General features: G+C 66.1%; 6 protein-coding genes. 5 read left to right on the top strand and 1 reads right to left on the bottom strand.

Annotated features, from left to right (window positions below; translation table 11 throughout):
* The first annotated feature begins 156 nt into the window (after window positions 1–156).
* From AC1PK7_RS14390 to AC1PK7_RS14375, 4 genes are all read left to right on the top strand, one after another.
* Window positions 157–2,007 carry an Svx/AvrXca family virulence/avirulence protein gene (locus AC1PK7_RS14390; RefSeq protein WP_481098581.1) on the top strand — a complete coding sequence of 617 codons (1,851 nt, stop codon included), beginning with the start codon at window positions 157–159 and terminating at the stop codon, window positions 2,005–2,007.
* Window positions 2,008–2,335: 328 nt separating this feature from the next.
* On the top strand, window positions 2,336–4,750 hold the full coding sequence (locus AC1PK7_RS14385) for a beta-L-arabinofuranosidase domain-containing protein (RefSeq protein ID WP_481098580.1): 2,415 nt from the start codon (window positions 2,336–2,338) through the stop codon (window positions 4,748–4,750).
* Between the two features lie 495 nt (window positions 4,751–5,245).
* Complete coding sequence (locus AC1PK7_RS14380; protein WP_481098579.1) at window positions 5,246–8,122, top strand: TonB-dependent receptor; 2,877 nt, start codon at window positions 5,246–5,248, stop codon at window positions 8,120–8,122.
* A gap of 2 nt (window positions 8,123–8,124) precedes the next feature.
* On the top strand, window positions 8,125–9,174 hold the full coding sequence (locus tag AC1PK7_RS14375) for a glycoside hydrolase family 43 protein (protein ID WP_481098578.1): 1,050 nt from the start codon (window positions 8,125–8,127) through the stop codon (window positions 9,172–9,174).
* 43 nt (window positions 9,175–9,217) lie between these two features.
* Here AC1PK7_RS14375 and AC1PK7_RS14370 read toward each other — a convergent pair whose 3' ends face one another.
* A complete protein-coding gene (locus tag AC1PK7_RS14370) occupies window positions 9,218–10,240 on the bottom strand; it encodes an Ldh family oxidoreductase (protein ID WP_481098577.1) in 1,023 nt (340 codons plus the stop codon).
* A gap of 265 nt (window positions 10,241–10,505) precedes the next feature.
* Here AC1PK7_RS14370 and AC1PK7_RS14365 point away from each other — a divergent pair, with 265 nt between their 5' ends.
* Complete coding sequence (locus AC1PK7_RS14365; protein ID WP_481098576.1) at window positions 10,506–14,813, top strand: RHS repeat domain-containing protein; 4,308 nt, start codon at window positions 10,506–10,508, stop codon at window positions 14,811–14,813.
* Window positions 14,814–14,853 lie beyond the last annotated feature (40 nt).

Raw genomic sequence — 14,853 nt, 5'->3', positions numbered from 1 at the left:
TGACGCCGCCTGTTGTCGGCGTTCTGCCGGCCGCGTTCCTCTACCGGCATGTCATCGGGGTGATGGCGGATCATCCATCACGGCACGCTGTTGCAGCGCATCGCGCGTCGCTCGCCCAATCCATCCACTGTCATCGAACAAGAGGAGTGTGGAGCCGTGAAAATTGCTGCTTCTCGATTCGTGCGTCTGGTGTCCACGGTGTGCCTGTCGGCCGTTCTGGCCCTGGCTGCGCAGCATGCGCACGCGGCGGCCGCGGCCGCCTGCACCGCCGGTCAATGGATCGCCAATCCCGACGACACCGACATGCCGTCCGTCCGCTACGAAACCCAGCACTTCGCGTTCCGCTGGAAGGACGGACAAGCCGTGTCGCAGGACGACGTGACTTCGGCAGCCAAGGAACTGGAGCTGATCTGGGACGACTACATGGGGCGCGTCGGGTTTCCCGAGCCGTACTGCAATACGGCAACGAAGTACAAGGTCAGCGTCTACCTCGACCACAGCTTCGGCCTGAACGGCGGTACCTCCGCCAGCGGTGGCATGGGCATGTGGATCAATCCGGACCAGTTGGGGTATCACTGGGGCCTGGCGCATGAATTGACCCATGGCTTGCAGGGCAGCACCGGCGGCTTGCGCGACTCGCCGTACGTCGGCTGGATCTGGGAATCGCATGCCAACTGGATGGCGCATCAGTATTTCCACGACGACGTGCAGTGCTCGGAGATGTTGGTGAACTACCCGCATCTCTATCTTGGCTCGACCCGCGACCGCTACTGCAACTGGCAGTTCATGGAGTACCTCAAGGATCGTTTCGGTTACGCGATCATCAACGATCTGTGGGCCAAGGCGCCCAAACCCGGCGATTCGCGCCAGGCCGATGCCGATCCGTTCTCGATCATCCGCGACAACATGGGGTGGAGCCAGTCGCAGCTCAACGACGTGCTCGGCGACTGGGCCATGCACAACGTGCAGTGGGACTACACCGACCCGGACGGTCGCGACCACGGCGCCGTGATGCGCCAGCAATACGGCAGCAATACCGCGTTCGATCCGGAAAACCTGGCCGATGAGACCAATCGCGATCGCGCACTGCGCCTGACCCAGCTGGATCCGGTGCAGGGCCAGACAGGTGTTTACCAAGTGCCGTTCGACTGGGCGCCGCAGCGTTGGGGCTACAACCTGGTACGGCTGGTTCCCGCCCAGGGCGCCGGGGCGGTCGTGGTGCGCTTCCACGGCGACGTGCAGCAGGCATCGGCGGTCGACACCTTGCCCGGGCTGGCGAACGATCCCGATCGCATCGGCACGCCGGACTCGGATTGGCGCTGGGGCCTGGTCGCGATCGATGCCAACGGCAAGCCGCGCTACAGCGCGCTGCAGAAAGGCGCCGAGGCCTCGCTGTCGTTCCAGCGCCGCAGCGGTGACAGCGACCTGTATCTGGTGGTGATGGGGACGCCGAGCAAGATGCAGAAGATCAAGTGGGATCAGTCCTACTATTCGGTCTACCGCTACCCGTGGAGCGTCACGCTGGAGAACGCCTATCCATCGGGCCAGCAGCCCGGTGCGCCGACGCCGACGCGCGTCGGCGGCCGTCACCCCAACGGCGGTGGCTGGGTCGCCCAGAACGCGTATGTCGCGTCGACCGCCTATGTCGGCCCGCAGGCGCGGGTGCTGGGGGGCAAGGTGCTGGGCGATGCGCGCATCGAGGACCACGCGACGATCCTGGGCGGGCAGGTGCAGGACGGCGCCGTGGTCGGCGGGTTGAGCCTGCTGCAGGACGGGGTGACGGTGAAGGATCGCGCCCAATTGCATACGGTGTTCAAGCCGGCGGGGGCGTTCGGCGGGTTCACGCTGTCCGGCTCCGCGCAGTTGCGTGGCGACGTCGAGCAACGCGGCGCGTCGGCCAGCAAGGGCGTGTTCTATGGATACGTCGATGCGGATACGGTGACCAACCCCGATTATGGCGCCGACCTGACCGACGCGGTGCCAGAGGTCACGACGAAGCCGCAATGATCGACCGGCAATGACTGCCAGGCGGTGTCGTGGCGGATGCACGGTGCATTCGCTGCGACACCGCCGCAGTTTCCCGGTGCCGTTCGCGTTCGCCCGCGCTGCCCGCAGGGCCTGGTCGCCAGCGGCAGGTCGGCACGGTGATTCGGCAGAAATCCGCATCTGCACGCAACAGTGGGGACAAGACGCGCTGTCACCCGGATGACACAGTGACCATGGATCCGCATGGTCATCGCCCTGCGGCGTCGGCGTCCCGACATCTCACACAGGAGCAGTCCATGCCTCGATGCGTTTCTTTCCCGCATGCCGCCTCGCACGCGGGAGGCCGGCGATGAGCGGGCCGGGCATGCATCGGCATGGCGCCGCCTGCGCGCACGCATCGTCCGACGCGGCTGGCGCCGCGCTGGATCCTTCGCGGCGCCGCTTCCTGCAATGGAGCGCCCTGGCGGTAGCCGCCGGGCTGCTGCGCTTCCCGCTGGACGCCGCCGCGTCCACGCCCGGGCGCGTGCAGGCGCTGCCCTTGCAGCAGGTCACGCTGAAACCGTCGCTGTTCCTGGACTCGCTGCAGACCAACCGCCGCTATCTGCTGGAACTGGAGCCGGACCGCCTGCTGCACAACTTCCTGCAGTACGCCGGCCTGCCGCCGAAGGGCGCGGTGTACGGCGGCTGGGAGGGCGACACCATCGCCGGCCACACGCTGGGCCACTACCTCAGCGCACTGGCGAAGATGCACGCGCAGACCCGCGACCCGGTGCTGCGCGAACGCATCGACTACATCGTCGCCGAGCTGGCGCGTGCGCAGGCGCAGGATCCCGACGGCTACGTCGGCGGCTTCACCCGCAAGAACGACAAGGGCGAGATCGAGGGCGGCAAGGCGGTGCTGGAGGACGTGCGCCGCGGCATCATCAAGGGCAGCAAGTTCAACCTCAACGGCAGTTGGTCGCCGCTGTACACCCAGCACAAGCTGTTCGCCGGTCTGCTCGACGCGCATGCGTTGGCCGGCAGCACGCAGGCGCTGGAGGTGCTCCTGCCGCTGGCCGCCTACACCGCCGGCGTGTTCGATGCGCTCGACCACGCGCAGATGCAGACCCTGCTGGACACCGAGTTCGGCGGGCTCAACGAGTCCTACATCGAACTGGGCGCGCGCACCGGCGATGCACGCTGGATCGCCATCGGCAAGCGCTTGCGCCACGAAAAGGTGATCGATCCAGCCGCGGCCGGGCGCGACGAACTGCCGCACATCCACGCCAACACCCAGGTGCCCAAGTTCATCGGCGAGGCGCGCCAGTTCGAGGTCGCCGGCGATGCCGATGCGGCCGCGGCGGCACGGTTCTTCTGGGAGACGGTGACCGCGCACTACAGCTATGTGATCGGCGGCAATGCCGACCGCGAGTATTTCCAGGAGCCGGACACCATCGCCGCGTTCCTGACCGAGCAGACCTGCGAGCATTGCAACAGCTACAACATGCTCAAGCTGACCCGGCACCTGTACCAGTGGACGCCGCAGGCGCGCTACTTCGACTACTACGAGCGCACGCTGCACAATCACACCATGGCCGCGCAGCACCCGGCCACCGGCATGTTCACCTACATGACGCCGATGATCAGCGGCGGCGAGCGCGGCTTCTCCGACAAGTTCGATTCGTTCTGGTGCTGCGTCGGCAGCGGCATGGAAGCGCACGCGCAGTTCGGCGATGCGATCTACTGGCAGGACGCCACCTCGCTGTACGTCAATCTCTACATCCCCTCGCGGCTGGATTGGACCGAGCGCGATCTGGCGCTGGAACTGGACAGCGGCGTGCCCGACAACGGCAAGGTGCGCCTGCAGGTGCTGCGCGCGGGGGAACGCGCGCCGCGGCGCCTGCTGTTGCGGGTGCCGGCCTGGTGCCAGGGCCGCTACTCGCTGCGCGTGAACGGCACTCCCGCACGGGCAGCGCTGGCCGATGGCTACCTGACGCTGGAGCGCGACTGGCGCGCCGGCGACGTGATCGACCTGGACCTGGCCACGCCGCTGCGGCTGGAACACGCCGCCGGCGATGCGGACACCGTGGTGGTGATGCGCGGGCCGCTGGCGCTGGCCGCCGACCTCGGGCCGGTGAGCACGCCCTACGACGCGCCGGATCCGGCGCTGGTGGCTGCGGCCGATCCGTTGCGCGGCTTCGCCGAACTGCCGCAGCCCGGTCATTTCCTGGTCAGCAGCACGCAGCCGCCGGGCCTGACCTTCGTGCCGTTCTACGCGCAGTACGAGCGGCGCAGTGCGCTGTATTTCAAGCGCATGGGCCCGACCGAATGGGCGCAGGAATCACAGCGGCGGGCGCGCCGCCAGGCCGAGCAGGACAAGCTGCGTGCGATCGCGGTGGACATGATCCAGTTCGGCGACGAGGCCTCCGAGCAGGCGCACCAGTTGCGCAGCGACACCTCCTTCGGCGGCGCCTACCGCCGCCAGCAGTGCCGCGACGTGCGCGGCAAGGGCTTCGTCGAGTTCCGCATGCGCGGCAGCGCGCAACCGCTGGCGCTGCGCCTGCGCTTCTGGGGCAGCGACAAGGGCCGCTTCAACATCCTGGTCAACGGCAAGCTGGCGGCGGAAGTGGCGGTGGAGCGCGGCCAGGTGATCGATTTCGTCGACCGCGACTACCCGTTGCCGCCGGAACTGACGCGCGATGCGCAGCCGCTGACCGTGCGCATCGAGCCGCAGCACGGCGACACCGCCGGCCCGCTGTTCGGCGGCTGGCTGATCCCGGCGTGACCGCAACCATCGGCATCGCCGTGCGTAGCGATGGCAGTGTGTGCCTGCGGTGTCGGTGTCTGCGCGACACAATGCCACGCCTCGCCACGATCGCCCCAAGCAGGCGCGCAGCCCCGCACGACCATGCATGATTCCGCATGCGAAACCGCGAATCGCGACAAGACGCGGGCGTGCGCACACGGCACAGTGTGACCGCGTGATGAAAATCTGATCGCATCGTCGTACCGGCCGTGGCGCCGGCGCGCGCCACCGGAGCGCCGCCATCGTCGTCGGACGTCATCGCAGGAGCGGGGAGCCGCGCACCGGCCGTGCGCGCAGGAGATCGGCCTCCTCGTTGTGCGCCAGGCCGTCGTGGTCCGGTGCAGGCACGCCACCGCAGGCGCCGCGCAGGCGCCACCGTCCAGCAGGTCCGTCCGTCGGCATGGCGCCGGCATGGCGTCGTTCGGCCTGCGTTTCTCCGCTGTCTCGTCTCGCCACCTTCCAGGAGCCCGCCCCATGTCGTTTCCGCAGCCACGCCCTTCCTTCCGTCATGCCGCGACGCCGCTGGCGCTGGCCGTCGCCACCGCCCTGTCGCTGGGGAGCGCAGGGGCGGCGCAGGCGCAGGAGGCGAGCGCCGACAGCGCCACCCAGACCCTGGACAGCATCGTGGTCACCGGCTCGCGCCTGCGCCGCGTCGATACCGAGACCGCCAATCCGGTGGTGACCATCAGTCGCGCGCAGATCGAAGCCACCGGCAAGGCCACGCTCGGCGACCTGGTGCAGGAACTGCCGTCGATCGCCGGCAACGCCACCAATCCCAACACCAACAACGGCGGCGGTACCGGCGCCTCGGTGATCTCGCTGCGCGGCCTCGGCGAGAAGCGCACCCTGGTCCTGGTCAACGGCACGCGCCTGGCCAGCAACGACGTCAATGCGATCCCGGCGACCATGATCGAGCGGGTGGAAGTGCTCAGCGACGGCGCCTCGGCGGTGTACGGCTCGGACGCGATCGGCGGCGTGGTCAACTTCATCCTGCGCAAGGGCTTCGACGGCGTCGAGGCCAGCGCCGACTTCGGCACCAGTTCGCGCAGCGACGGCAACCGCCGCAACTTCTCGCTGACCGCCGGCAAGACCGGCGAGCGCGGCAGCATCGTCGCCGGTCTGTCCTACCACGACATCGACCCGGTCTCGGCCGGCGCGCGCGCCTATTCCAAGGACGCGCTGTCGCTGATCGACGGGGTCGGGGTGAAGCAGGGCTCCTCGGCCACGCCGACCGGCAGCATCAGCTTCAACGACGGCTCGGCCGCGGCCAAGGCGCTGGCGGCCAGCAACGGCTGTTCGCGGGTCACCTTCAACGGCGGCAGCAGCAGCCCGACCAACGCCAGCCAGTACCACTGCTACGTCGCCTCGACCGATTCCTACAACTACCAGCCGTACAACCTGCTGCAGACCCCGCAGGAACGCACCAACGCCTTCGTGCTCGGCAGCTACCGCTTCAGCGACCACCTGGAAGGCTACGTCAACACCTATTTCAGCAAGACCAGCTCGTCCTCGATCATCGCGCCGATCCCGATCTTCGCTAACGGCGACAACTTCCTGGTCTCCTCCGCCAGCTACTACAACCCGTTCGGGGTCAACTTCGGCACCGACCGCAGCACCGGCACCTCGTACAACAACTTCAACACCCGCGCCACGGTGCTGGGCAACCGCCGCTACGAGTACAACACCTACAATTTCCAGATCAATCCGGGCCTGCGCGGCAGCTTCGGCGACAGTTCCTGGCAGTGGGATGCCAGCGTCAACTATGGCAAGGTCAAGCAGAAGTCGATCAACTACGGCTTCCTCGACTACGCCGGTTTCAATGCCGCGGTGGGGCCGTCGTTCCTGGCCGCCGACGGCACGGTCAAGTGCGGCAGCGCCGGCGCGGTGATCGCCGGCTGCACCCCGATCGACGTGTTCAACCTCAACGCCGCCAGCAACAAGGCCGCGCTGGAAGCGCTGGTGGTCAACCCGATCGTCACCAACGTCTACACCGTCAAGCAGTTCGAGGCCAACGCCAACGGCGAGCTGTTCGCGCTGCCGGCCGGCACCGCGAGCCTGGCCGTGGGTGTCTCCTATCGCAAGGAAAGCACCAGCACCGCCGCCGATCCGCTGTGGACCGGCGACGAGAACGGCATGTGCGGCGTGATCGAGTTCTGCGCCTCGGTGCTCGGCGGCAGCTTCAGCGTCAAGGAAGCCTATGCCGAAGCGCTGTTCCCGCTGCTGGCCGGGCTGCCGGGCGTGCATTCGCTCAACCTGACCGTGGGCAGCCGCTTCTCCGACTACGACACCGTCGGCAGCAAGACCAACAGCAAGGTCTCGCTGGAGTACCGCCCGATCGAGAACCTGCTGCTGCGCGGCACCGCCTCGCAGGTGTTCCGTGCGCCCAACATCGGCGAGCTGTATGCCGGCGTGGCCGGCGACGCGCCGTCGGTCACCGATCCGTGCAACGGCTACACCGGCGGCCATAGCGCGGCCTGCGCCAACGTGCCCACCGACGGCAGCTACCAGCAGTCCGACAACCAGGTCGGCGCCAAGGCCTCCGGCGCCGCAGTGGCGGGCTACCAGCTCAAGCCGGAGACCGGCATGTCCTACGACTTCGGCGTGGTCTACGACCCGGGTTGGGTCGAGGGCCTGTCGATGAGCGCGGACCTGTGGAAGATCAACCTCAAGGACACCATCACCCAGGTCTCGGCGCAGACCGTGCTCAACCAGTGCTACGCCAACGACGCCAGCGCGTTCTGCGCGCTGATCCACCGCAACGACAACGGCACCATCAACTACATCGCCGAGCCCACCGTGAACCTCGGCAAGCTGTGGGCCAGCGGCGCGGATTTCAGCCTCACCTATCGCCTGCCGAACACCGCCTGGGGCAACTTCAGCGCCGGCCTCAACGGCACCTACGTGATCCGCTACGACATCAATCCGGACACCACCGACGCCAGCACCGTCACCATCCACAATGCCGGCAAGTACACTTATTCCTACGGCAACTTCCCGCGTTGGCGCGCACTGGGGACCTTGAACTGGAACCTGGGCGACTGGAGCGCGTCGTGGCGCATCCGCTACATCGGCCGCACCGAGATCGGCAGCGCCGATACCCGCCAGAGCCTGTCGGCCGATGCCGACCAGCCCGCCGTGGTCCGCGACATCGGTGCCTACGTCTACCACAGCGTGCAGGTGGGCTATCAGGTCAAGCCCTGGAACACGCGCTTCGAAGTGGGCGTGGACAACCTGGCCGACCGCCAGCCGCCGCTGTACTACGCCAACAACGTCACCAACGCCAATACCGACGTGGCCACCTACGATCTGCTCGGCCGCTACTACTGGGCGCGGGCGACGGTGAAGTTCTGAGCGTGCCTTCCGGCAGTCCGATCCAGGACGTTGCAGCGCCCGTCGCAGGCGGGCGTCTGCGCCAGCGCAGCGTGATGTGGGGCTGCGCGCTGCTGCTGGCGGCCCCTTGCGTGGCGGCTGCCGGTGCCGGGCAGATCCGCCCCGGCGCGGTGTGGAACGATCGCCAGGGCGTTGCCATCAACGCCCATGGCGCCGGCGTGCTGCGCGACCGCGACGGCACCTACTACTGGTTCGGCGAATACAAGACCGCCGGCGCGGGCGGCAATACCGCGCAGGTGGGGGTGTCGGTGTATCGGTCGCGCGACCTGTTGCATTGGGACAACCGCGGCATCGCGCTGAAGGTGGCCGATGACTGGCAGTCCGATATCGCCAAGGGGGCCGTGATCGAGCGGCCGAAAGTGCTGTACAACGCAGCCACCGGCCGCTACGTGATGTGGTTCCACCTGGAGCGGCCAGGGCAGGGCTACAAGGATGCACGGGTGGGGGTCGCGATGGCCGAGCGGGTGGACGGGCCGTACCGCTACCTGCGTTCGTTCCGGCCCAATGGCCAGGAGTCGCGCGACATGACCCTGTTCCAGGACGACGACGGCAGCGCTTACCTGTTCTACAGCTCCGAAGGCAACGCGACGATGCATGTCACCCGCTTGCGTCCGGATTACCTGGACACCGAGCCGACTTTCGCGCGCATTTTCGTCGAGCGCTGGCTGGAGGCGCCGGCGGTGTTCAAGCATGCAGGGCGCTACTACTTCCTCGGTTCCGAATGCACCGGCTGGAAGCCCAATACGGCGCATGGCGCCACCGCGCCGTCGCCGACCGGACCGTGCACCGAGTTCGGCAATCCGGCCCGTGGCGAGGACGCGGCGCTGACCTTCCATAGCCAGAGCGCCTATGTGCTGCCATGGCCGGGAAGGCCAGGGCATTTCATCTATCTTGGCGATCGCTGGAATCCCGGCAATCCCATCGATGGGCGCTATGTCTGGTTGCCGTTGGCGCTGGATGGCCAGGGCTTCCGGATCGATTGGCGCGATGCCTGGTCGCCTGCGCGGCACTGAGCGCAGGCGATGTCTGGCGCTCCCACGCCATGGCCGCGCCGGTTTACTCCAGCAACGTCAGCAGGTCCCGATGCAGATCGCGCGGAATCCGCACGCCCTCGTGGAGGCTGCGCGCTCGCGCCTGATAGCGGCGTTGCGAGGGCAACCGTGCACCGGTGTCCTGGTAGGCGGCGAAGAACGCCTCGGCGCGCGCCATGTGCGTGACCCGCTCGGCGCCCAGGAACCGCGCCGGATCCAGCGCCAGAATCAGTTCGCCGTGGTAGGGCGAAGCGCCGGCACCGGCGTCGTGGGCCAGCGATTCGGCGCTGGTCAGGTCGCCGATCAAGGGCCCGGCGATCAGCTCGATCATCGCGGATAGCGCCGAGCCCTTATGGCCGCCGAAGGTCAGCATGGCGCCGCCGTCGGCGATCGCGGCCGGATCGGTGGTCGGCGCGCCCGCCGCGTCCACGCCCCAGCCTTCGGGAATCGGCTGCCCGGCGCGGCGGCGCAGCTCGATCTCACCACGCGCCACCGCACTGGTGGCGAAATCGAACACGAACGGCGGCGCGTCCACCCGTGGCCAGCCGAACGCCAACGGATTGGTGCCCAGCAGCGGCGTGCGCCCGCCGGCCGGCGTGACCCAGGCATGGCTGGGATTGCAGATCAGCGCGACCAGCCCGGCATCGGTGATGCGTTCGACTTCCGGCCACAACGCAGAGAAATGCACGCAATGGTTGATCGCCAGCGCCGCCAGGCCATTGGCACGGGTCTTCTCGATCAACAGCGGCAGCCCGCGCTCGAACGCCAGCAGCGAGAACCCGCCGCGTGCATCGACCCGCACGATGCCGGGCGCATGGTCGTGCACGACTGGCTCTGCATCGCCCACCACCTTGCCGTTGCGCAGCGTCGCCACGCAGCCGAGCGTCCGGTACAGCCCGTGCGAGGCGCAGCCGTCGCGTTCGCCGGCGACGATGGTGTGGGTGAGCGCCTGCACATGCGCCGGGCTGAAGCCGGCGTGGGTCAGGATGCGTTCGACCAGGGTGGTGGCCTGGTCCAGGGACAGGGGGATGGTGTCGCTGGGGTTCATCGAAAAAAGCCGGGAGGGGGGAGGCCGGATTTTGGCTGGCGCGGAGCGAGGTGAGAAGCCTGAGGGCGTCAGCCCGTATCGGACGGCTTGACCTGGCTTTGCAGTGGACGCGTGGGGCGCGGCCACACTGGTAGTGCCGAACCTTATTGAGACGATCCGCCCATCGGATGTTTGAAAATTTTCTTGACAGCTATCCCTGAACCAGTCCGATAATTCGACAAGGCCAGGACCTGGCCTATAGGGGATTTGTTCGATCGATTGCCTCGTGCCCCGGCGCGATGGGGCGTTGTGTTTTTTGCGATTTCGTTACCGCGATGCCTCCCAGGAGAAGTATCGCGGTCGTCCAGAGAATTCGGTCCGCAACGGGCTGAAAGGGAAGAGGCAAGCGATGTTCAAGGCAAGGCTGGCGATCGGCATGCTGCTGGTTTGTATGGGTGCGCGTGCGCACGCGGCGGACGAAGTGGCGCCCTACGAGGAATACGAGAAGAAGATCAAAGCCGCGCAGGTCGTCGGTCCGCTGAAAGGCGACATCTTCGGCGAGAACATCAGCCTCTACGATCTCAGCGTGGGTTTCCGCGCTACGGATGTGGACATCCCGGGCAACAACGCATTGCCGGTGGCGGTGGCGCGCGAGTTCAAGGTGATGAACCGACGCCAAGAATATGTGGCGAAGGGGTTCGGCGATTGGGAAATCGATGTGCCGCGTGTCTACGGCGAGTTCCTTGCGGAGAAGGGCTGGGTGACGACCAGCGGCTCGCCCTCGGCACGCTGCTCGGTACCGGCGCGGCCCGATGCTGCCATGACGGTCGATGGCACGACCTATCCCGGCACGGCAGACGACGTTTGGCACGGCTATTACCTGCATGTGCCAGGTGCTGGCGAGCAGGAACTGCTGGTCGACAACCAGACCAAGACGCCGCGTCCGACCGATGGCGTCTCTCGTCCGTGGATCACGAAGGAAGGCTGGCGCCTGGGCTGTCTCAGCAGCGTCAGCAATTATGCAGGCGAAGGCTTTCTCGCCATCTCGCCATCGGGTGTGAAGTACTACTTCGACTATGCCGTCGTCATCAACGTCAAACCGTATAAGTTGACCATAAGTGGAAAGATCAATGTGGCTGCGCGCACGCGCGTCGCATTGGTGGCCAGTCGCGTCGAAGACCGCTTCGGCAACTGGGTGACCTACAGCTACACGGGCGACAAGCTGTCCTCGATCCAATCCAGCGACGGGCGAGCGGTTGCACTGACCTACAACGGCGATCTGATCAGCAGCGTCCAGGCCAACGGCCAGACCTGGAGCTATGGCTACGAGTTCAGCACCGCCTACCCATGGCCACAGGGTGCTTATCGCCTGAAGACCGTCACCGAGCCCGACGGTTCCCAGTGGGCCTACACGATCGCCAGCGGCAACATGATGCCGACACGCGAGCCACCTGCCGGTGGTGGCGCCAGCAATTGCGTTTCCGAGCCAGATCTGATGAATGGCGCTGTATCCCTGCAGGTCACCCATCCGTCCGGTGCCAGCGGCCTGTTCGTGTTCGATTATCAGCGTCAGTACCGCACTCATACGCCAGCCAGTCGGTGCGATGTGCCTGCTGGTCAGAAGCCGCCGGTTCCTTACGTGCCAAGCTATTTCGACAACTATGTGCTGCGGTCGAAGACCATCACCGGTCCCGGCCTGCCGCAACGCGTCTGGAGCTATGTGGCCGATGCCCCGGCAACAAAGCTCTATACATCAGGTAATGCCACCGACCCGTGCCCGACCTGCATTCCGAGCAAGACCGTCAAGGTCACCAATCCCGACGGCACGGCGACCGCCTACGAATTCGGTTTCATGTACGGCCTCAACGATGGTCGCCTGCTGAGCACGACGTTGCTGGATGCCAACAGCAATGCCGTCTCCAAGACCAGCAACACCTACTTCGCTGATGGTGACGTGGCCGCGCAGCCATTTCCGGCGGAGATGGGGCAGTCGCTGCTGGGGATTCCCAATCCCTTGACCAACGTCCTGCGTCCGCTGCGCAGCAAGGCTGTGGTGCAGGACGGTACCTCCTATACCTGGACGGCGAACAGCTTCGATGCCTTTGCGCGGACGCTTAGCGTGACCCGCGCCAGCCCCTGGTATTCGCGTACGGATGCGACCGAGTATTACGACGACCTGGATAAGTGGATCATCGGGCAGCGCGCCAGGAGTACCAACACCGACACCGGTCTGGTGGAGTCCCAGACCAGCTACGACACCAATGCAATGCCGTCGCAGCGCTGGTCGTTCGGTAAGCTGCGCCTGACTCTGGGCTACAACGGCGATGGCACGTTGGCCACCGTCAAGGACGGCAACAACAACACGACCACCGTGTCCAGTTGGAAGCGCGGCGTTCCGCAATCGATCCGTTATCCGGATGGCACCACCGACGCAGCAATGGTCAACGACAGCGGCTGGATCACCGCGACCACAGACGAGAACGGCTACACCACCAACTATGGCTATGACGCGATGGGTCGATTGGCGAACATCGCCTATCCGGCCAACGACACCGTGGCCTGGGCCTCCACCACGCAAGCGTTCGAGCAGGTCGGCACCAGCGAGTACGGACTGGCCGCGGGGCATTGGCGGCAGACCGTCGCCACCGGTAATGCGCGCAAGGTGACGTACTTCGACGCATTGTGGCAGCCGATGCTGACCCGCGAGTTCGATGCCGGCAATGAAGCGGCTACCCAGCGCTTCCAGAGGTTCGCCTACGATCAAGACGGCCGCGCGACGTTTGCCTCGTACCCTGGGACCAGCGACGCATTGAGTACCGGGACTTGGACCAGATACGACGCGCTCGGGCGCAAGACCTCGGTTTCCCAGGACAGCGAACAGGGTGGGGCGTTGACCACCTCGACAGAGTATTTGGCAGGCAACCAAACCCGTGTGACTGATCCACGCGGCAACAAGACCGTGACGGGCTATCAAGTTTTTGACCAGCCCGATTACACGACATCGGTCTGGATCCAGCATCCAGAAAGTGCCTACACGGACATCAACCGCGATATCTTCGGCAAGCCGCTGTCCATCCGCCGCCGTGATGTTAATAGCACGGTGTCGGTGACGCGCAGCTACGTCTACGACGGCTATCAGCAACTGTGCAAGACAGTAGAACCCGAAACCGGCGCTACCGCCAATGGCTACGACGCCGTAGGCAATCTGGTCTGGAGCGCGGCGGGCCTGTCCCTGCCCAGCACGTCATCGTGCGATGCGGATACCGCGTTTGCCTCTGGCCGCCGAGTCGACCGCAGCTACGACGTGCGCAACCGGATCAAGGCGCTGAGCTTCCCGGATGGCAACGGCAACCAGGCCTGGAGCTACTGGCCGGACGGGGTGGTCAAGCAGATCACCACCACCAACAACGGTGTCGCCACCTACAACAGCTACGCCTACAACAAGCGCCGCCTCCTGATCGCCGAGAGCCAGGGCCAGGCCGATGGCGAGACCTGGGCGCTGGGCTACGCCTACGATGCCAATGGCCACCTCGCCGCGCACCGCTATCCGTCGGGGCAGACGGTGGACTACGCGCCCAATGCCCTGGGCCAACCGAGCCAGGCCGGCAGCTATGCCACCGGCGTGAGCTACTACCCGAATGGCGCGATCAAGCAGTTCACCTACGGCAACGGCATCGTCCACACCATGACGCAGAACGCGCGTCAGTTGCCGGATACCAGCCAGGATGCCTACGGCGGCACGGCGTTCCTCAGCGATGGCTACGACTACGATGCTAATGGCAACGTTGCCGCGATCAGTGACGGCGCCACCGGTCGCGGTGGACGCGGCAATCGCGACATGACGTACGACGGGTTGGATCGCCTGATTTCCACCAAGTCGGCGATGTTCGGTACCACGCCCGCAAGCTACAGCTACGACGTGCTCGACAACCTGACCCATGTCGTGGCACCCGGTCGGGATCAGTACTACTGCTACGACGCCAACTGGCAGCTAACCAACGTCAAGACCAGCAGTTGCGGCGGCAGCACGGTCATCGGCATGAGCTACGACCCGCAGGGTAATCTCAGCAACAAGAACGGCCAGGCCTTCGTGTTCGATTACGGTAACCGCTTGCGCCAGGCGACAGGCAAGGAGACTTATCGCTATGACGGCAATGGCCGCCGGACGCTGGCACTGCAGAGCGCCGGCAACATCGGCTCGCTGTACGATCAGTCCGGTGCACTGCGTTTCCAGAAGAATCAGCGCCAGTCCAAGTCCACCGATTACATCCTGCTGGGCGGCAGCCTCGTCGCCGAAGCCGACTGGCCGCTGGGGCAGCTCGCTTCAGTCAAGGACTACGTGAACTGGAACCCGGTCTCCGGCGCAACCCGCTACGTGGTGGAGGAGAGCGTGGATGGCGTGACCTGGACCTCGGTGTACGACGGCGGCCAGGGCAACTGGACCTCGTTGGCCAGGCCGGCAGGGACCTACTCGTACCGGGTGACTGCGTGCACGGCGGACGGCAACTGCACCGCTGTTTCGAACGTGACGCACGACCAGCGGCCTGCGGTGGACATCGTGCCGTTGCTGTATCAGCTGCTGCTTAACGGCTGAGTCCAGCCGGTGGCGGTTGGAGCTCTTTGCTGTCGCGGCG

It is taken from the genome of Xanthomonas sp. NCPPB 3174 (assembly GCF_056725205.1).
The sequence above is the reverse complement of the archived record's forward strand: the minus strand, read 5'-3'. Positions and strand labels throughout refer to the sequence as shown.